Annotated in this window: 19 protein-coding genes; 4 read left to right on the top strand and 15 right to left on the bottom strand. The window is 63.5% G+C overall.

Features of this window, described 5'->3' with window-relative positions; translation table 11 throughout:
• The first annotated feature begins 125 nt into the window (after positions 1-125).
• A complete protein-coding gene (locus SO180_RS21540) occupies positions 126-1,436 on the top strand; it encodes a hypothetical protein (RefSeq protein WP_449380844.1) in 1,311 nt (436 codons plus the stop codon).
• A 71-nt stretch (positions 1,437-1,507) separates the two neighbouring features.
• Positions 1,508-2,314 (top strand): hypothetical protein, encoded by an 807-nt coding sequence (locus SO180_RS21545; protein ID WP_449380845.1) that lies wholly within the window; start codon positions 1,508-1,510, stop codon positions 2,312-2,314.
• A 320-nt stretch (positions 2,315-2,634) separates the two neighbouring features.
• On the opposite strand, the gene parC is transcribed toward SO180_RS21545, so the two are convergent.
• The 11 genes from parC to rpoZ all read right to left on the bottom strand — a co-directional run bounded on the left by parC (position 2,635) and on the right by rpoZ (position 13,571).
• A complete protein-coding gene (parC, locus tag SO180_RS21550; protein WP_449380846.1) occupies positions 2,635-4,893 on the bottom strand; it encodes a DNA topoisomerase IV subunit A in 2,259 nt (752 codons plus the stop codon).
• Between the two features lie 188 nt (positions 4,894-5,081).
• Positions 5,082-5,351 carry a hypothetical protein gene (locus tag SO180_RS21555; protein WP_449380847.1) on the bottom strand — a complete coding sequence of 90 codons (270 nt, stop codon included), beginning with the start codon at positions 5,349-5,351 and terminating at the stop codon, positions 5,082-5,084.
• 97 nt (positions 5,352-5,448) lie between these two features.
• Complete coding sequence (recO, locus tag SO180_RS21560; RefSeq protein WP_449380848.1) at positions 5,449-6,198, bottom strand: DNA repair protein RecO; 750 nt, start codon at positions 6,196-6,198, stop codon at positions 5,449-5,451.
• Positions 6,199-6,308: 110 nt separating this feature from the next.
• The gene (locus SO180_RS21565) at positions 6,309-6,689 is read right to left on the bottom strand and encodes a hypothetical protein (RefSeq protein WP_449380849.1); all 381 of its coding nucleotides are present in this window, start codon (positions 6,687-6,689) and stop codon (positions 6,309-6,311) included.
• Positions 6,690-6,721: 32 nt separating this feature from the next.
• On the bottom strand, positions 6,722-7,651 hold the full coding sequence (gene era, locus SO180_RS21570; protein WP_449380850.1) for a GTPase Era: 930 nt from the start codon (positions 7,649-7,651) through the stop codon (positions 6,722-6,724).
• Entirely contained in the window at positions 7,641-8,456 is an 816-nt protein-coding gene (rnc, locus tag SO180_RS21575) for a ribonuclease III (protein ID WP_284263024.1), read from the bottom strand. The genes era and rnc overlap by 11 nt, the downstream gene beginning before the upstream one ends.
• Complete coding sequence (lepB, locus tag SO180_RS21580; RefSeq protein ID WP_027522931.1) at positions 8,453-9,214, bottom strand: signal peptidase I; 762 nt, start codon at positions 9,212-9,214, stop codon at positions 8,453-8,455. The genes rnc and lepB overlap by 4 nt, the downstream gene beginning before the upstream one ends.
• Positions 9,215-9,465: 251 nt before the next feature.
• Positions 9,466-9,885, bottom strand: coding sequence for a holo-ACP synthase (gene acpS / locus SO180_RS21585; RefSeq protein ID WP_449380851.1), 420 nt, complete (start codon positions 9,883-9,885; stop codon positions 9,466-9,468).
• Positions 9,882-10,634, bottom strand: a complete 753-nt coding sequence (locus SO180_RS21590) for a pyridoxine 5'-phosphate synthase (protein WP_449380852.1) — start codon at positions 10,632-10,634, stop codon at positions 9,882-9,884. The genes acpS and SO180_RS21590 overlap by 4 nt, the downstream gene beginning before the upstream one ends.
• 38 nt (positions 10,635-10,672) lie before the next feature.
• A complete protein-coding gene (locus SO180_RS21595) occupies positions 10,673-12,958 on the bottom strand; it encodes a RelA/SpoT family protein (protein WP_449380853.1) in 2,286 nt (761 codons plus the stop codon).
• A gap of 220 nt (positions 12,959-13,178) precedes the next feature.
• Positions 13,179-13,571 (bottom strand): DNA-directed RNA polymerase subunit omega, encoded by a 393-nt coding sequence (rpoZ, locus tag SO180_RS21600; protein ID WP_027522935.1) that lies wholly within the window; start codon positions 13,569-13,571, stop codon positions 13,179-13,181.
• A 327-nt stretch (positions 13,572-13,898) separates the two neighbouring features.
• Here rpoZ and SO180_RS21605 point away from each other — a divergent pair, with 327 nt between their 5' ends.
• Positions 13,899-14,543 carry a LabA-like NYN domain-containing protein gene (locus SO180_RS21605; RefSeq protein WP_254095709.1) on the top strand — a complete coding sequence of 215 codons (645 nt, stop codon included), beginning with the start codon at positions 13,899-13,901 and terminating at the stop codon, positions 14,541-14,543.
• On the top strand, positions 14,524-15,198 hold the full coding sequence (locus tag SO180_RS21610; RefSeq protein WP_449380854.1) for a uracil-DNA glycosylase: 675 nt from the start codon (positions 14,524-14,526) through the stop codon (positions 15,196-15,198). Before SO180_RS21605 ends, SO180_RS21610 begins: the two co-directional genes overlap by 20 nt.
• A 124-nt stretch (positions 15,199-15,322) precedes the next feature.
• Here the strand turns inward: SO180_RS21610 and SO180_RS21615 are convergent, their stop codons facing one another.
• The 4 genes from SO180_RS21615 to dapA form a co-directional block, all read right to left on the bottom strand.
• Positions 15,323-15,904 (bottom strand): peroxiredoxin, encoded by a 582-nt coding sequence (locus tag SO180_RS21615; RefSeq protein ID WP_449380855.1) that lies wholly within the window; start codon positions 15,902-15,904, stop codon positions 15,323-15,325.
• Positions 15,905-15,908: 4 nt separating this feature from the next.
• Positions 15,909-16,382 carry an SsrA-binding protein SmpB gene (smpB, locus tag SO180_RS21620; RefSeq protein WP_449380856.1) on the bottom strand — a complete coding sequence of 158 codons (474 nt, stop codon included), beginning with the start codon at positions 16,380-16,382 and terminating at the stop codon, positions 15,909-15,911.
• Between the two features lie 74 nt (positions 16,383-16,456).
• Positions 16,457-16,873 carry a large conductance mechanosensitive channel protein MscL gene (gene mscL, locus SO180_RS21625; RefSeq protein ID WP_449380915.1) on the bottom strand — a complete coding sequence of 139 codons (417 nt, stop codon included), beginning with the start codon at positions 16,871-16,873 and terminating at the stop codon, positions 16,457-16,459.
• Positions 16,874-16,926: 53 nt separating this feature from the next.
• The gene (dapA, locus tag SO180_RS21630) at positions 16,927-17,817 is read right to left on the bottom strand and encodes a 4-hydroxy-tetrahydrodipicolinate synthase (RefSeq protein WP_449380857.1); all 891 of its coding nucleotides are present in this window, start codon (positions 17,815-17,817) and stop codon (positions 16,927-16,929) included.
• Between the last annotated feature and the right edge of the window lie 123 nt (positions 17,818-17,940).

The raw sequence follows: 17,940 nt of genomic DNA on the forward strand, positions 1-17,940 counted from the left end.
CTGCGACGATGTCCGTGCTGTACTGCTCTCATCCAAAGACGTACCGTGCGGATGATTTTATGACACAGTAAGATTAGGACCCGATCTGCACCGCAAACGTTGATAAGGGTCATCGAAGGCGCACCATGGAAACACTCTCTGCGTATCTCGACCGGAAGCACGAGGAACTTGCATTGTTGAATGGCTGCCTTGCGAAGCCTCTGGCGCTGCGAAAGCCGGTTGCGGTCGTAGAGGTGATCGAACAGAAATTCCGCCTCGCCGCGGCGCTGAAGGCCGAACACGCCCTGCACGACTGGGCGCGCACGGAAACCGACTGGGCACATTGGGGGCGGCTGCGGGCCGGTCCGTTCGAGTTCAGCTACGATTACCAGCGTGCCGATCTCGAAGTCCGCGGTCCTCCGTTCTACGACGTCGAGGACGCCGCGACGTCGGGGACCATCTATACGTCGTCGGGCATGGCAGCGATAGCAGCGCTGCTGCTGGGCTCGGCCCGCGTGATCCCGAACGCAGACATCCTGGTCCTGCCCGGCTCCTATAGCGAGACCATCGAGCTGATCGACCGCCATGCCCGACATCTGCGTCTCGTGGCGCTGCATCGCGCGCCCGGTGAATTCGTGTCTCGCGCGGACCGGCCGAAAATTCTTCTCTTCGATTCCTGTGCGCCGGCCGCCGCCTTCGAGGCTACGCTGCGCTGCGAAGCGGGCGGGCTCGATCTCATCATCTTCGACACGACGTGCTTCTCGATCGGCTCGGGACGGGTCCGCCGCGTGCTGGGCTGGGCTCGTCGCCGGCACATTCCCGTCGTCCTCGTGCGCAGCCACACCAAGCTCGACTCCCTCGGCCTGGAATACGGCCGGCTCGGCTCTGCGACATTCATGGACCCCGACGACAGCGTGGGCGCGAAGGGCCCGCAATTGCTGGCCGAGTTGAAGACGGAAATGCGTGATGCCGTACGGCTGTTCGGCGGCGCGGCCCTGCCGGCGCATTTTCCGCCCTATGTCGGTACGAAAGCCTACCGCGTGCTGACCGACCGGCGCGTCGCGGCCATTTTGCGCAACGGTCGGCGAACAGCCCGCTGTTTTGCAGCGGCGCTTCCCGGCTCATCGGCGGAGCTGCATTTCGCCCATGGGCTCTACGTGACGCTCGCGCCGAAGCGCGGCATGGACGAGCAGCAGGTCCGGCAGATCGCTGTGGATCTGTCGGGCGACCTGAGCAGAGCCGGATTGCCGCTTCGCCACGCCGGAAGCTTCGGCTTTGATTTCGGTGCGACGGAATGGTTCCACGACACGACCAGCAATCGCTATGTCGTCAGGATCGCTGTGCCGGATCTGCCGACGCCGCTGTGGGACGAGGTCGCTCAGGCGGTGGCGCGCTGGTGGTCGTCGCGTGAGCAGGACTTTCCCGGGTGCGCTCTGCCCGCCAACGCACCCGCATAGACTCACGACTCGTCTGGACTCCTCGGCCCCGGTGAAAGGCGCTAAGGTGCGTTCAAAGGGGAATCTGCGTCGTGGAATCGTTTCCGGATCAGAAGGCCAGGTCGCGTCGACGACCGGTCATCGTTCTCGTGCTCCTGTCTCTCCTCCTGATAGCTTGCTTCGTCGCCATCTATTACGCCGGCGATCTGTCGAAGTATCAGGCCGTCGTTTCCGCCAAGGAGACTCGCACCGCCTTGCGCGACGTGACCGCTGCAGACCAGCTCGATCAGGTCGTCAAGCTGCACCCTTCCAATAAGCTGCTCAGGCTGCTTGCCCTCGCAAACAGCAACGCGATTGAGATCGATGCCGTCACGGGTAAGCTGCTGGGCGAAGTCGAGCCGAAACCGCTGCCCAAGCTCGGCGATCTCGGCGCATCCAGCCGCAGTGACCTTGACGGACTGCGCCGCGATCTCAAGAACGCAGAAAGCAATGCAGCAGGTTTGGCGCCTCGTTACGCCGAGATGATCAAGACCACGCGTGACAGGATCGAAAACGACGCGCGCTCGCTGAACCTCGGGGATGAGCAGCTCTCCGGTTTCATGGCGCTGATCGATGAGCAGCATGCGGCATGGACCGCGCTCACCTCGAAGGCGCTGGCCGCGCGGGCGGACTATTACAATGCTTTCGATAAATGTGTCGCGCTTCTAGTCCGCGAGTTCGGGGTCTACAAGGTCGCGAACGGTCAGTTCATCTTTCCCTTCCAGTCCACGGCGGACGGCTACAATCGCGCCGCGAGCGCCATGGCCGATGCGGCCAAACGCAGTTCCGAACTCGACGACGAAAGGAAGAGCCTGCGACAGTCACAGTTCGCCAAATGGAAGGCATTCGTCGACGGCTAGATCGCGATGAGATTAAGACGAGCGGCTGAGCCTGTCGCCCAGCGGGAGAGGTGCCCGGGGCTCGCACCGATTCAACCAAAACTCATCCCGCTTTAGCGCCTCACGGCCTGCCCCGCTGACTTGCCCGACGTACCAAATCCGTCCGGCACCCGAAGCGACCTGCCGACCGCCGCGCTACTTTGCATGGGGTTGTTTTCGAGATTTTTGGTTGGGCGCGCCGCGGCCGTACCCCGCCACCGCCTCTGCAAGACCAGATCGCCCGCATTCGCATTCGCGGGCGATCATAGCGGGATGCGAGGCAATAGCTCTGCTGTGTGCCCCTACCCGATCACGTGCCCGAACTTGTTCGACTTCGGGAAGCCCTTCGGCGGCAGGCGGCCGGCGTCGGCGCGGGTGCCCTGCCACTCGGCGAGTTCCTTCATGGTCGCCGAGAACTCGCGGCCGGCGGAGTCCTTCCAGGTCAGTCCTGCCTTGGCGTCGAACACGGCGATGTCGGATAGGCCGCCGTCCTTGTACTTCTGCAACCGTACGCCGCGACCGCGGGCCATTTCCGGCACCTGGTCAAGCGGGAAGATCAGCATCTTCCGGTTCTCGCCGATGACCGCGATGGTGTCGCCGAGCACCTCCGTGATCGCGCGCGCCTCGTTCGGCATGTCGACGTTGAGAACCTGCTTGCCCTTCTTCGTGGTGCCGACGCAGTCGTCCTCGTTGACGACGAAGCCCTGGCCCTCGTGGCTCGCGACCAGGAATTTGCGACCGCCCTTGTTGACGAACAGCGTCACCGGCGCGGCTTCCGGCTCGAGATCGATGAACTGGCGGATCGGCTCGCCGTGGCCGCGGCCGCCCGGAAGCTTCGCTACGTCGATCGAGAAGAACTTGCCGTTGGTCGCGAACAGCAGGAGCTTCGAGGTCGTCTCGGCGAAGAACGCAAAGCCGAGCTTGTCGTCCTGCTTGAAGGCAAGCCCCGACAAATCCTCGACATGGCCTTTCATCGTCCGGATCCAGCCCTTGTCGGAGACGACGACGGTGACCGGCTCGCGCTCGACGAAGGCTTCCTCGATCGCGGCAAGGTCATGCTCGGGCGCATCCGCAAAGGTGGTGCGGCGCTTGCCGAGCGGCGTCTTGGGCCCGAACATGTCGCGGACCTTGCCGACCTGCTCGCCGACCTTCTTCCACTGCTCGGCTTCGGAGGCGAGCAGCGCATTGATGCCCTTGAGTTCGCCGCGGAGATTCTTGTCCTCGGTGCGGATCTCCATCTCTTCGAGCTTGCGCAGAGAGCGCAGCCGCATGTTGAGGATGGCCTCGGCCTGCACCTCGGTGAGCTTGAACGCCTTCATCAGCTCGGGCTTCGGCTCATCCTCGGTGCGGATGATCTTGATCACCTTGTCGATGTTCAGATAGGCGATCAGGAAGCCGCCGAGAACTTCGAGGCGGTGCTCGATCTGCACCTTGCGATAATTGCTGCGGCGGATCAGCACGTCGCGCAGATGGTCGAGCCATTCACGCAGGGCTTCGGCAAGGCCGACGACCTTGGGGATGCGGCCCTTGATCAGCACGTTGAGGTTCAGCGGAATCTTGCTTTCGAGCTCGGTCAGCCGGAATAGCGATTCCATCATCAAGGCGGGATCGACGTTCTTCGACTTCGGTTCGATGACGAGACGGACGTCTTCAGCGGATTCGTCGCGGACCTCGCCGACGAGCGGCAGCTTCTTCTGGTCCAGAAGCTCGGAAATCTTCTCGACCAGCCGCGATTTCTGCACCAGCCACGGGATCTCGGTGACCACGACCACCCAGGTGCCGCGGGCGCCCTCCTCCTGCTCCCATTTGGAGCGGACACGGAAGGAGCCGCGGCCGGTGGTGTAGGCTTCCGCGATCGCCTGCTTGGAATCGACAATGATGCCGCCGGTCGGGAAGTCCGGGCCCTTCACCCACTTGAGAAGCGACTTGGACTTCGCGTCGGGCTTCTCGATCAGATGCAGGGCCGCGTCGCAGAGCTCGGCCGCATTGTGCGGCGGGATCGAGGTCGCCATGCCGACCGCGATGCCCTGCGCGCCGTTGGCGAGCAGGTTCGGGAAGCCGCCGGGCAGGACCACCGGCTCCTTGGACTGGCCGTCGTAATTGGCACGGAATTCGACACCGTCCTCGTCGATGCCATCGAGCAGAAGCCGCGCGACGTCGGTCATGCGGGCTTCGGTGTAACGGTAAGCGGCGGGGTTATCGCCGTCGATATTGCCGAAATTGCCCTGGCCGTCGACCAGCGGATAGCGCGAGGAGAAATCCTGCGCGAGGCGCACCATGGCGTCGTAGATCGCCTGGTCGCCGTGCGGATGGAAGGAGCCCATCACGTCGCCGACGATCTTGGCCGATTTCTTGAAGCCGGCGCCCGGGTCCAGCCGGAGCAGGCGCATGCCATAGAGGATGCGCCGGTGCACCGGCTTCAGCCCATCGCGCGCATCCGGCAGCGCGCGGTGCATGATGGTGGACAGTGCATAGGCGAGATAGCGCTCTTCGAGCGCATCGCGCAGCGGCACCTCGTGAATTTCGGCCGGCTTTTCCGGCGGTACCTGTCGTTTTCCCATGGGGAGGCGTTAAACCGAGACGCTGAATCGGGCAAGCTGCGAATCAAAGCGCGCGATTTGACAGGCTAACCTCCTCACAGAAAAAGGATTTGCTGGCCGATTGAGATCAGGCTCGCGCCGCCTCCGCCGCTTCGGATCGCAAGTCGCGGAAGCGAAACCGGCGAGGATCAGTTGATTCCCCGTAGCTATTACTGCCCGGCCCAGCCTGCGGTCACGGTCTGGCTCTTGGCCTGTGCAGGGGTCGGCGCATTGGCCAGACAGCGCCGCGCGGTCTCGATTTCCGCGTCCGTTGCGCCGTGGGATCGCGCCCATGTCTCTGCGGCGGCCGCCGAATATTTCGCAACATAATACCGCACGACGGTGCAGGAGGCGCGGCGAAACAGGCCCGGCTGCTCACCAGCCATTGCGTCCGGCGCCAGCGCGAGCAGCGCGGCGGAGACCACCAATCCTTTGATCATGCGGAATTCCCCAGTGGAAACAATGCGGCAAACCGACTGTGCGCGATTTGGTTCCTTTTTTCACCGGCCGATCAGGCAGGGCAGAGGCGCGCTTCGCTCATGGCGAGGCGATCGCCCTCGCCTGCTGCCGGGTCAGCGCATTGAGAAAACCGCTTCTGGCGTCTGAATGGCCCTGCCCGCGCGGCTCCAGCACGTGGCGGAGCAGGAACCGGCCGGTGAGCCGAAAGCCATCCTGGAGGTCCTGGTCCGTGAGCTCGCTCGCCGCCTCGCCCTGCCGCAGGAAGGGCGGCAGGCGCAACAGCCGGTCCCGCCATGGCTCGCCGGCGGAGCGCGACACCGCACCGCCGGATTTCGGCGAGACGTAGATCAGGTCCGTGGTCTCGCCGGTTACCGCGCAATTCTCCAGCGCGAGGCCGAAGCCGAGTTCGGCGAGCATCGCGAGCTCGAAATGGATGATGTGCACGGCGGCTCCGCCGATATCGTCGAAGTCATCGAGCGCGTGCTCGAGCTGTGCAAAAATCTCCTCATGCGGATCGCGCTCGGGCAACAGCCGCGCGAGCGAGGCCAGATGCGTGACGCCATAGACGCCGTGCGAGGACGCGAGCAGCCCCGCAGCCCGCAACCGCAGGCCTTCGATCGCATAGGTGCCGAGATGCTCGTCGAGCCGCGCCCGCCACACCGCGCGCACGCTGTTGCCGGGCTGGAGCAGCGGCCGCATCCGCGAACTGGCGCCGCCGCGCACGAGCCCGAGATGCCGCCCGCGCGCGCGCGTCAGGAGCTCGACGATGGCGCTGGTCTCGCCATGCCGCCGCACACCCAGCACGATGCCGTCGTCGGTCCATTCCATGGGATGAAGTTTAGCGGATTTCGAGCTTCGATCGTAGGGTGGATTAGCCGAAGACGTAATCCACCGATGGCGCCGGTGGATTACGCTCCGCTAATCCACCCTACGCATCTCTAGGCGTTGAACCAGCCCTGCGCGTCGCCGGTGAAGGAGAAATACAAGCCGATCGCCGTCAGCACGCAGGACACGATCTCGATGCCGCTGTCGAGCTCGACTCCCTTCTCGCCGATGATCTGCGCGAGCGAGATCACCGAGAGCACGAGGGCCGCCGCCAGCACCCAGCGCGGCCAGTTCTTGCGCTTTTGCGCCGCCAGCCAGACGAAATAGACCAGCAGAAGGATCATCCCGCCGGCGATCAGCGTCGCGGTCGTGATCATCTGGTCCGTCATGTCGGGGTTCGGCGTGCGGTCCTGGAACGCAACCGACAGCGCATCCAGCATCAGCGATGCGTAGAGCAGCACTTCGAAGCGCAGGACGTTGCGGGGCACGCTCATCACCAACCCATCTTCTTCTTGTTTCTTCTTGTTCATTCTTTGGGGAATTCCAGGCCCATTTCCCGATAGCGATCGGGATCGTCGCCCCAGTTCTCGCGCACCTTGACGAACAGGAAGAGATGCACGGGCACGCCGAGAATGTCGATGAGCTCTCTTCGCGCTTCCGCGCCGATCGACTTGATGGTGGCGCCGCCCTTGCCGAGCACGATCTTGCGCTGGCTCTCGCGCTCGACGAAGATCGTCTGCTCGATGCGCACCGAGTTGTCCTTGCGCTCCTCCCATTTGTCGGTCTCGACCGTGGACTGGTAGGGCAATTCCTGGTGCAGCTTCTGATAGATCTTTTCCCGCGTGATCTCGGCAGCGAGCTGCCGCATCGGCGCATCCGACATCTGGTCCTCAGGGTAGAGGAAGGGACCTGCCGGCACCATCTCGGCAAGCGCGTGCCGGATGTCGTCGACGCCATCGCCCGACAGCGCCGAGATCATGAAGGTCTTTGCAAAGCGAATGCGCTCGTTTGCGGCCTGCGCCAGCGCGAGGAGCTTCTCGCGCTGGACCAGGTCGACCTTGTTGAGCACCAGGATCTTCTCGTGCGCGACGCTCGCGACCTTGGCGAGGATCGCTTCTGCCTCCTCGTCGAGGCCAGCCTTGGCGTCGAGCAGCACGCAGACGAGATCGGCGTCATGCGCGCCGCTCCAGGCGGTCGACACCATGGCCCGATCGAGCCGCCGCTTCGGCGAGAAGATGCCGGGCGTATCGACCAGAATCACTTGCGCATTGTCCTCGATGACGATGCCGCGGATCAGCGCCCGCGTCGTCTGCACCTTGCGCGAGACGATCGTGACCTTGGCGCCGACCAGCGCATTCACCAGGGTCGACTTGCCGACATTGGGGGCGCCGATCAGCGCCACGAAGCCGCAGCGTGTGGCGGGCGGCGTCGCCGCTTCGCTCGTCTCAGCCGTCATTGCCGCCGCCAACACCTTCGCGTTCGATCATGACGGAGGCCGCAACCTTCTCCGCCGCGCGCTTGCTGCCCCCGATGCCTTCCGCCGATGCCAGCCCCGGCAGATCCACGGCGACGCGGAACTGCGGATCGTGATGCGGCCCGGTGCGCTCGACCTCGCGATAAACCGGCGTCGGCAAGCCCTTCCCCTGCGCCCATTCCTGGAGCACGGTCTTGGGGTCGCGTAGCGGCCGCCGCGGCTTGTGCATGCGCTCGGTCCAGTTGCGCTTGACGAACTCAGCCGCGGCCGCATGCCCGCCATCGAGATAGATGGCGCCGATCACGGCTTCACAGATGTCGCCGAGCACGGACTTGCGCAAGCGGGCGTCGGCGGCAGGGCCGACGCTGCCGAGCTTGATGTCCTCGACGAGGCCCAGCAACTTCGCAACATCAGCACAGCTCTCCTTGCGCACGAGCTCGGCGAGCCGCTTCGACAGCTCGCCTTCATCCGCACTTGGGAAGGCGTGATAGAGCATGTCGGAGACGACGAGCCCGAGCACGTGGTCGCCCAGGAATTCCAGCCGCTGGTAGCTGTCGCCGCGCTTGCGCCCGGACTTTAGCGCGGACACGTGCGTGATCGCCTGGATCAGCAGGTTCGGATCGGCAAAATTGTGACCGATGCGCGCCTCGAGCGCCGCGTTCGCGCCCTTGGCCTTGCCGCTCCGCGCCCGCTTCTTCTTCGCGGGAGCTTTGGGAGCAGCTTCGGCGTCAGGGCTCGCAGCGGCCTCGATCGGTTGGATTGCGATGTCCTTGGCTTCGTCTTTCATCGGACGATTTTGAACATTCGGTTCCAGCGCACCGCCCAGGGCCAGCGCCAGAACATCCAGGCGTGCTCGCCTTCGGCGATGGAGAAGAAGATCATCTGGGCACGGCCGATCAGGTTCTCCTGCGGCACGTAGCCCACCGCCGACTGCACGCGGCTGTCGGTCGAGTTGTCACGGTTGTCGCCCATCATGAAGAAGTGGCCGGCCGGCACCGTGTAGACGTTGGTGTTGTCGTAGAAGCCGTTGTCGACGCAGTCGAGCGTCTCATAGGTGACGCCGTTCGGTAGCGTCTCCTTCCAGCGCTTCACCCGCGCAGTGGCATCCGACGAGCCGCAGGGGTCTTCGCCGACGAAGTCGCTCAAGCGTTCGCGCTGCACGGGCACGTCATTGATGTAGAGCAGCCCTTCCTTCATCTGGACACGGTCGCCGGGCAGCCCGATCACGCGCTTGATGTAGTCGGTGGTGTCGTCCTTCGGCAGCCGGAACACGACGATGTCGCCGCGGTTCGGGTCCGAGCCGAAAACGCGTCCCGAGAACAGTGGCGGCGAGAACGGGATGGAGTAATGGCTATAGCCATAGGAATATTTCGACACGAACAGGTAATCGCCGACGAGCAGCGTCGCCTTCATCGAGCCGGAGGGGATGTTGAACGGCTGGAACAGGAAGGTGCGGATCACCAGCGCGATCAGGAGAGCGTGGATGACGACCCGGACGGTTTCGCCGAGGCCGCTCTCAGATTTGGTTCCTGAAGTCACGCTCATTGCTTTCCCAATTCCGGTCCCGCGGTCACGAAACGCCCATTCCCGCGCATAGCCCCGCCGCTTTGCGGCGTAAGGAGATTGTCCTGATTCTGATAATGAGGACCAATTCCGGCGTAAAGCCGAATTCACTCCGGCCGATTTTGCGCCGGCGAACTTTTAGACGGTTGTCGGCAGCCGCGCAATGAAGGGCCGCATCAACAATATGCAAGACACTGATCTAATTGAATTATTTTAATTTTTCGGCCCACAAATCAAGGTTTTGCCTCCGGCACGGCTGAAATGATCACGAAGGCCTGGGCGAGCGGCCAGTCGTCGGTGATCGACAGGTCGATCCGCGCCTCGAAGCCCTCCGGCGTCAGCACCTTCAGCCGGGCCAGCGCCCCACCGGTCAGTTGCATGGTCGGCCGCCCTCCGGGCAGGTTGACCACTCCCATGTCGCGCCACCAGACGCCACGCCGGATGCCGGTCCCCAGCGCCTTGGAGCAGGCCTCCTTGGCGGCGAACCGCTTGGCATAGGTCGCCACGACCATCTTCTCGCTCTTGGCGCGGCGCTCCGCCTTGGCACGTTCGGCCTCGGTGAAAATGCGGTCGAGGAAACGCTCGCCATGGCGTTCGATCACCTTGGCGACGCGGGTAATGTCGATCAGGTCGGAGCCGATGCCGATGATCATGCCTTGCTCCGGCCGCGGTCCATCGCGGCGCGCATGCTGCGCACCGTCTCGGCAAGGCCAACGAAGAGTGCCTCGCCGATCATGTAGTAGCCGATGTTCAGCTCGACGATTTCGGGCAGGCCTGCGATCTTCTCCGCCGTCGCATAATCGAGCCCGTGGCCGGCATGGACCTCGAGGCTCGCGGCGCGCGCCAGCCTCGCGCCGGCCACGATGCGCTGCCATTCGGCCTCGGCCTTGTCAGCGTGTCCGTCGACCACGGCGTCGCACCACGCACCGGTATGGATCTCGATCACGGGCGCGCGCAGTCGCGCCGCCATCTCGATCTGCTGGGGATCGGCGGCGATGAACAGCGATACGCGGATGCCGGCGTCGTTCAGCCGCGCGATGAAGGGCGCGAGTGCATTGTGCTGTCCGACCACATCGAGCCCGCCTTCGGTCGTCACCTCCTGGCGGCGCTCCGGCACCAGGCACACCGCATGCGGCTTGGTGGCGAGCGAGATGCGCAGCATGTCGTCGGTCGCCGCCATCTCGAAATTCAGAGGTTTTGAGATTTCCGCCTTCAGTCGCGCCATGTCCTCGTCGCGAATATGCCGGCGGTCTTCGCGCAAGTGGGCGGTGATGCCATCGGCACCGGCCTCGATCGCCAGCAAAGCAGCGCGCACCGGATCGGGATTGCAGCCGCCCCGCGCGTTGCGCAGGGTCGCGACATGGTCGACATTGACGCCAAGGCGAAGCGGAGGAACGGACATAGCGAGGCTCACGTAATCGGAAGGACAGGCAAACTCGGCTATCCATTAACACGTTCAACGCGGGCGACGACCGCCTTCGCGCGCAATTGGGCTATGATCGCGCTCAGGTGCTTCAGGTCGTATACCTCGAGATCGATGGTCGTCTCGGTGAAGTCCGGCGAGCGGCGCTGCATGCTGATATTGTCGATATTGCCGTCATGCTCAGCGATCACGGTCGCAATCTGCGCAAGCGCGCCTGGCTCGTTGACGTTCTCGACCTTGATGCGGGCCGGGAAACGCTGCGGAGTGGTGTCTTCGATGTCCCAGCGTACGTCGAGCCAGCGCTCCGGTTCCTCCTCGAAATCCTTCAAGGCCGGCGCCTGGATCGGATAGATGGTGATGCCCTCGCCCGGGGTGACGATACCGACGATGCGATCGCCCGGCACGGCGCCGCCGTTCGGCGCGAACTTCACCGGCAGGTCGGAGTTGATGCCGCGGATCGGGATCGCAGCCGGAGGGCGTGGCGTCCCCGGCACCACGGTCTCCTTGAGCTTGGCGGCCAGCCCCTTCTTGGCGTAGCGCCCGACCCGCTCTTCCTTGTAGTCGGGATACATGGCCCGCGCGACGTCGGAGGCCTTGATCTCGCCCCGGCCGACCGCCGCCATCACGTCCTCGATCGAGGAGCGGGCAAGGCGCGGCAGCGCCCCCTTCAGCTTGTCGTCGGCGTAGTCGATCTTGGCCCGCTCGAACAGGCGCTCGACGATACGCCGGCCAAGGCCAGCATATTGGTCGCGGACTGCGGTGCGTGTGGCGCGCCGGATCGCCGCGCGCGCCTTGCCGGTGACGGCAAGCGATTCCCAGGCCGACGGCGGCGCCGATTGAGCCTCTGAGGTCAGAACCTCAACCTCGTCGCCATTCTGCAGCTCCGAGGACAGTGGCGCGAACTTGCCGTTGATCTTGCAGCCCACGGCGCTGTTACCGACATCGGTGTGCACCGCATAGGCGAAGTCGATCACATTGGCATGGCGCGGTAGCGCGATCAGTTTGCCCTTCGGGGTGAAGCAGAACACCTGATCGTGGAATAATTCGAGCTTGGTGTGCTCGAGGAATTCCTCGGGATTGGTGCTCTCAGAGAGAATTCCGACGGTGTGGCGCAGCCAGGCAAACGCATTGGACTCGCGCTTCAGGAATTCCGTCGGCGATCCGACACCCTCCTTGTAGAAGACATGCGCGGCGATGCCGCGCTCGGCGATCTGGTCCATCTCCTCGGTGCGGATCTGGAGCTCGACACGCTGGTTGCCCGGGCCGATCACCGTGGTGTGGATCGACCGATAGTCGTTCTGCTTGGGGGTCGAGATGTAGTCCTTGAAGCGACCCGGCACGACCGGCCAGGTGGTATGGACGATGCCGAGCGCGCGGTAGCAGGCCTCGACGTCGTTGACCACGACACGGAAGCCGAAGATGTCGGACAATTGCTCGAAGCCGACCGACTTGCGCTCCATCTTGGTCCAGATCGAGAACGGCTTCTTGCGGCGACCGTAGACGCGCGCACCAAGGCCCCTGTGGCGCAGATTGTTGGAGAGCTGAGCCTCGATCTCGCCGATCAAATTGCGGTTGCGCTCTGCCAGCCCATCGAGCCGCTGCATCACCACGTTGTAGGCTTCGGGATCGAGGGTGCGGAAGGACAGGTCCTCCAGCTCCTCACGCATCTCCTGCATGCCCATGCGGCCCGCGAGAGGCGCGTAGATGTCGAGCGTCTCCTCGGCGATCCGGCGCCGAGATTCCGGCCGCACGAATTCCAGCGTGCGCATGTTGTGCAGGCGGTCGGCGAGCTTGACCAGGAGAACGCGGACGTCGTCGGCGATCGCCAGCAGGAGCTTGCGCAGGTTCTCGGCCTGCTTGGCCTCGCGCGATACCAGCTCCAGCCGCTTCAGCTTGGTCAGGCCCTCGACCAGCGCACCGATCTCGGGGCCGAAGATCTGATCGATCTCGGCACGGGTCGCCTCGGTGTCCTCGATCGTGTCGTGCAATAGCGCCGCGACGATGGTGGCGTCGTCGAGCTTCAGGTCGGTGAGGATCGCCGCCACTTCGAGCGGATGGGAGAAGTACGGGTCGCCCGAGGCGCGGGTCTGCGAACCGTGCGCCTTCATCGCGTAGACATAGGCGCGGTTCAGCAAGTCTTCGTTGGTGTGGGGGTTATAGGACCTGACGCGCTCGACGAGGTCATATTGCCGCATCATGCGCGCCCGCGGCTTTGGAGGCCGCGTCGTCGGCGCAGTCGGGGCCACGGCGACCGATTCGGTCGCGGCCTCCATCTGCGTAAATTTGCGACGCCGATACACCATCTCTGCCCGCGTCTTCCTGCCTTCAAACGAACCAGAAAATGGCCCGTTGTATACATCCTAACGCCAATCGTGCGCGTGTCCGACACAATCGGAAACGGCACTCGCAAGCGCGCTGTGCCGGCGCTATGGTAACCACGAAAAGGTCAACAAAAGCAAAGGCCCGAACGCGGGTTCGGGCCTTTGATGAAATCAAAATTTCGTCGGTGCGGCGCGAGGACGATTACTCGTCCTCCTCGGGCTGCTCCTCCGGCGGTGCGAGGCCCTCGAGGCCCTTCAGGAGCTCCTCTTCCGTCATGCGCTCGACAGCAACCTCGGTATCGTCGGCATCGACGCTGGCGCCAGCGGAACCGATCAAAGGCACGGTATCGGGCTCAGGCTCGTCCACCTCGACGAATTTCTGCAAGGAGTGGACCAGCTCCTCGCGCAGATCCTCCGGCGAAATGGTCTGGTCGGCAATTTCGCGCAAAGAGACAACAGGGTTCTTGTCGTTATCCCGGTCAACCGTTAGTTGTGAACCGGATGAAATCATGCGGGCGCGGTGGGCGGCCAGCAGGACGAGGTCAAACCGGTTGTCGACCTTGTCGATACAATCTTCTACGGTGACGCGAGCCATTAGACTGTCGCTCCGCTCTAGGGTGGGTCAAAACATGTGGATGATGCGGGCTAGTTATAGAGGCCGGGGCGGTTTCGCAAGATCATTTTGTGATTTGGCCTCGCCAAACGCCTTTGATAACCCCACATTGGGGCTAGAATCGGCGTTTCCCGGGTCGCCAAGGAGGGCGGCGCCGGACGGGCCGACCGCCACAACTATACCTTGGTTTGCCCTGAATTCTCCGGATTTACGGTTTCGACGGGTTTTGGCAGCTTCTTGACCTGCGCGGATTGCTGCCGTCGCGCCAACAATAAAACGATTGAACACGAACACTACGCGAGCAACTGAATGTCACCTTCTCCAACCAACAAGATCGCGCTCTTCATCGATGGAGCCAATCTGTACGCGACGGCAAAAACGCTGGGCTTCGATATCGACTACAAGCGCCTGCTGAAGGAATTCCAGAGCCGGGGGACGCTTCTGCGCGCTTTCTACTACACCGCCATCATCGAGGATCAGGAATACTCTTCGATACGTCCCCTCATCGACTGGCTCGACTACAACGGCTACACCGTCGTCACCAAGGCCACGAAGGAATTCATCGACGCCAGCGGCCGCCGCAAGGTCAAGGGCAACATGGATATCGAGCTCGCGGTAGACGCCATGGAACTCGCCGAGCACATTGACCAGATGGTGCTGTTCTCCGGTGACGGCGATTTCCGCTCGCTGGTCGAGGCCGTACAGCGCCGCGGCGTGCGCGTCACCGTCATCTCCACCATTGCCAGCCAGCCGCCGATGATCGCCGACGAGCTGCGCCGCCAGGCCGACGTCTTCACCGATCTCGTCGAGCTCCAGTCCAAGCTTGGTCGCGACCCGTCCGAACGCCCTGCTCCGCGCGAGCGTGGCGACCGCGAAGCACGTCATCACGCCCCGCAATTCCTCCAGCGCGCGACCACGATGGCGCCGAGGGGCGATGACGACTTCGACGAGTGAAGCGCCCCGGTTAAGCCGCCAGGCCCCCACCGTCGTACCCGACCGTGACTGCCCGCTCTGTCCGCGTCTGGTGGCCTTTCGCGAGGCGAACCGGACACGCGAGCCGTCCTGGCACAACGCGCCGGTTGCGCCGTTCGGCGACGTCAAGGCACGCCTCTTGATCGTCGGTCTCGCACCCGGGATGCAGGGCGCCAACCGCACGGGGCGCCCATTCACGGGCGACTATGCCGGTGACCTGCTCTACGCAACGCTGATCGAATACGGATTTGCCAAGGGGACCTATCGGGCACGGCCCGACGACGGCCTGAAGCTGGTTGACTGCCGGATCGCCAATGCGGTGCACTGCGTGCCGCCGCAGAACAAGCCGCTGCCGGCAGAGATCAACACCTGCCGCCGCTTCCTCGCCGCGAATCTCGAGACGATGCCGAACCTGCGTGCCATCGTCGCGCTGGGACGAATTGCGCACGATACCGTGCTGAAGCCGCTGGGCCTGAAAGGCGCGCAGGCGCCGTTCGGTCACGGCGCTGTGCACCAGGCGGGCGCACTCCGGCTGTACGACAGCTATCACTGCTCCCGCTACAACACGAACACCGGCGTGCTCACGCCGGACATGTTCCGCAAGGTGTTTTCGAAGGTGAAGGCCGATCTCGACTAAAGCGCGATGAGACTAGGACGCATCGTCATCGCGGTTCAGGTTGTTGTTTGAGCAGGATCTTTCGCGCAAACGCTCCGCGGTTGTCGCGAGGGAAAACCGCTTCACACTTTTGCGGATCATGCTCTTAGGCCTTCACTGGATTGGCCTTCAGCCAGCCCAGCACGTCGCCGGCGTTCCGATCCGGCGGAAAGACCGGGTAGAATACGTGCGTAATCTTCGCGTCGTCGATGATCAGCGCAAGGCGCTTGATCAGCGTCAACCCGGCAACCTCCATCGTCGGCAGCTTGAGCGCACGGGTCAGTTCGAGCTTCTCGTCTGACAGCACCGGAAACGGCAAGTGCAAGCGCGAGGCCATCTCGGCCTGGTAGTCATTGCTCTGGGTCGAGAGTCCGAACACATGGGACGCGCCGGCTGCCTTCAACTCGGCGAAGAGATCGCGGAACGCGCAGGTCTGCGGCGTGCAGCCGCGCGCGCCGGGGATCATGTCCCAATCGTCGACCAGCGCGATCTTGCCCGGCTCGCCGGTGCGCGGATAGCCGAACACCACGGTGCGGCCGCGCAGCGCCGACAGCGTCACTGACGTATCGTCGGTCGCGCGCAAACTGATCGGCGGGAACATCATGCCCGTCAGATGCGCCGCGCCGCCATCATCCGCCGGCGCGGGAATTTTGCTCCAGTCGACCTCGAGCAGGTTTCTCTGGTTCATCACCTCATCCCCTCGCCCGCATCAGCCGGCCCTTCTCCCGGCCCCAGTCGCGCTTCTTCTCGCTCTCGCGCTTGTCGTGCAGCTTCTTGCCCTTTGCGACCGCAAGCTGAAGCTTCGCCCGCCCGCGCTCGTTGAAGTAAAGCTTGAGCGGGATCAGCGTCATGCCTTCGCGGTCGACCGCGCCGATCAGCTTGTTGATCTGTCGGCGATGGAGCAGCAGTTTTCGCGGCCGCTTGGGCTCGTGGTTGAAGCGGTTGCCCTGGAGATATTCGGGAATGGTGGCGTTGATCAGCCAGATCTCGCCGTTTTTCGAATCGGCGTAGGATTCCGCGATCGTGCTCTTTCCGTTGCGGATCGATTTGACCTCGGTGCCGGTCAGCGCAATGCCCGCCTCGACCGTATCCTCGATCGCATAATTGAACCGGGCCTTGCGATTTTCCGCCATGACCTTGATGGGGCGTTCGTTCTTGTCGGCCATTGTAGTCAAAAACCTGGCAGAAAAAACTGAGCAGTATGCGCGCGCACGCTAACAGTTTGGATGAAGGGCGCGCGTCAAGACTTCTTGAGGAGATCGCGGATCTCGGTCAGCAGTTCGACTTCGGCCGACGGCTTCGCGGGAGCGGTAGGCGCAGCCTCCTCCTTGCGCTTCAACTTGTTCATGGCGCGGATCACCAGAAACAGCACGAAGGCAACGATGATGAAGTTGATCGTCAGCGTGAGGAAGCTGCCCCAAGCCAAGACGGCGCCCTGCTTTTTCGCGTCTGCAAGATTGCCGGCGCTGACCGCCTTCGACAGCGGCGTAAAGTAGTTGGAGAAGTCGAGTCCTCCGGTGGCCGCGCCGATGATCGGCATGATCACGTCGCCGACCAGCGAGTTCACGATGGCACCGAACGCTGCGCCGATGATGACGCCGACCGCGAGGTCGACGACGTTGCCCTTCATCGCAAACTCGCGGAACTCCTTGAGCATCTGCATGCCCTTTTCCTCGACGCTCATGAAAAGCTCCCCGATTGGCTAAGGCGTCAGTTGATCAGGCCGGCATGGACCATGGCGCTGCGCACCGCGACGCGGGTCGGCTCTGACACCGGCACCATCGGCAGCCGGAGCGTCTCGTCCATCTTGCCGAGCAGCGAAAGTGCATATTTGATCGGCGCCGGATTGCTCTCGATGAAGAGGTTGTTGTGCAGTGGCATCAACTTGTCGTGCAACTTTAAGGCGGTTGCATGGTCGCCCTTCTGCCAGGCGATGTGGAATTCCGAGCACAGCCGCGGCGCGACGTTTGAGGTCACCGAGATGCAGCCGTGGCCGCCATGCGCCATGTAACCGAGCACGGTCGCGTCCTCGCCCGAGAGCTGGTTGAAATCCTCGCCCATCGCGGCGCGCTGCTGCGACACCCGCACCATGCTGGCGGTGGCATCCTTGACGCCGGCGATGTTCTTCAGATCCCACAGCCGCTTCATGGTGTCGACCGACATGTCGATCACCGAGCGCGGCGGGATGTTGTAGATGATGATCGGAATTCCAATCGCATCGTTGATCGCCTTGAAGTGCTGGTAGAGCCCTTCCTGGGTCGGCTTGTTGTAGTAAGGCGTCACCACCAGCACGGCATTGGCGCCCGCCTTCTCGGCGTGCTGGGCGAGCTCGACGGCTTCCTTGGTGGAGTTGGAGCCGGCGCCGGCGATCACGGGCACGCGCCCCTTGGCCTCCTGGATGCACCATTCCACGACCTTCTTGTGCTCGTCATGGCTGAGCGTCGGGCTCTCGCCGGTGGTGCCGACCGGAACCAGGCCGTGGGTACCCTCGGCGATCTGCCAGTTGACCAGCGAGCGGAACGCAGCCTCGTCGAGCGAGCCGTTCTTGAACGGCGTGACCAAGGCGGTAAACGACCCCCGGAACTTCGTCTTGGCTGCCATGGGCTTCCTCCGTACGCGTGCTGGCCTGAAAAGAGGCCTCTTTCATATCGGGTCTAATGGGCCGGTAAAAGACCCGGTCAGAGGTGACGCACCGTTTAGGCCGCGATTTTGCCGCGGTGATGG

The sequence above is a fragment of the Bradyrhizobium sp. UFLA05-112 genome, assembly GCF_053572325.1.

Bases quoted from the DNA above. Each gene is read 5' to 3' on its own strand.
- recO (WP_449380848.1), bottom strand. From the start codon at position 6,198: ATGGAATGGACCGACGACGGCATCGTGCTGGGTGTGCGGCGGCATGGC.
- rpoZ (WP_027522935.1), bottom strand. From the start codon at position 13,571: ATGGCTCGCGTCACCGTAGAAGATTGTATCGACAAGGTCGACAACCGG.
- SO180_RS21565 (WP_449380849.1), bottom strand. From the start codon at position 6,689: ATGAGCGTGCCCCGCAACGTCCTGCGCTTCGAAGTGCTGCTCTACGCA.
- rnc (WP_284263024.1), bottom strand. From the start codon at position 8,456: ATGAAAGACGAAGCCAAGGACATCGCAATCCAACCGATCGAGGCCGCT.
- dapA (WP_449380857.1), bottom strand. From the start codon at position 17,817: ATGGCAGCCAAGACGAAGTTCCGGGGGTCGTTTACCGCCTTGGTCACG.
- acpS (WP_449380851.1), bottom strand. From the start codon at position 9,885: ATGATCATCGGCATCGGCTCCGACCTGATCGACATTACCCGCGTCGCC.
- parC (WP_449380846.1), bottom strand. From the start codon at position 4,893: ATGGGAAAACGACAGGTACCGCCGGAAAAGCCGGCCGAAATTCACGAG.
- SO180_RS21605 (WP_254095709.1), top strand. From the start codon at position 13,899: ATGTCACCTTCTCCAACCAACAAGATCGCGCTCTTCATCGATGGAGCC.
- mscL (WP_449380915.1), bottom strand. From the start codon at position 16,873: ATGCTCAAGGAGTTCCGCGAGTTTGCGATGAAGGGCAACGTCGTCGAC.
- SO180_RS21615 (WP_449380855.1), bottom strand. From the start codon at position 15,904: ATGAACCAGAGAAACCTGCTCGAGGTCGACTGGAGCAAAATTCCCGCG.
- SO180_RS21540 (WP_449380844.1), top strand. From the start codon at position 126: ATGGAAACACTCTCTGCGTATCTCGACCGGAAGCACGAGGAACTTGCA.
- SO180_RS21590 (WP_449380852.1), bottom strand. From the start codon at position 10,634: ATGTCCGTTCCTCCGCTTCGCCTTGGCGTCAATGTCGACCATGTCGCG.
- era (WP_449380850.1), bottom strand. From the start codon at position 7,651: ATGACGGCTGAGACGAGCGAAGCGGCGACGCCGCCCGCCACACGCTGC.
- smpB (WP_449380856.1), bottom strand. From the start codon at position 16,382: ATGGCCGACAAGAACGAACGCCCCATCAAGGTCATGGCGGAAAATCGC.
- SO180_RS21595 (WP_449380853.1), bottom strand. From the start codon at position 12,958: ATGGTGTATCGGCGTCGCAAATTTACGCAGATGGAGGCCGCGACCGAA.
- SO180_RS21610 (WP_449380854.1), top strand. From the start codon at position 14,524: ATGACGACTTCGACGAGTGAAGCGCCCCGGTTAAGCCGCCAGGCCCCC.
- lepB (WP_027522931.1), bottom strand. From the start codon at position 9,214: ATGAGCGTGACTTCAGGAACCAAATCTGAGAGCGGCCTCGGCGAAACC.
- SO180_RS21555 (WP_449380847.1), bottom strand. From the start codon at position 5,351: ATGATCAAAGGATTGGTGGTCTCCGCCGCGCTGCTCGCGCTGGCGCCG.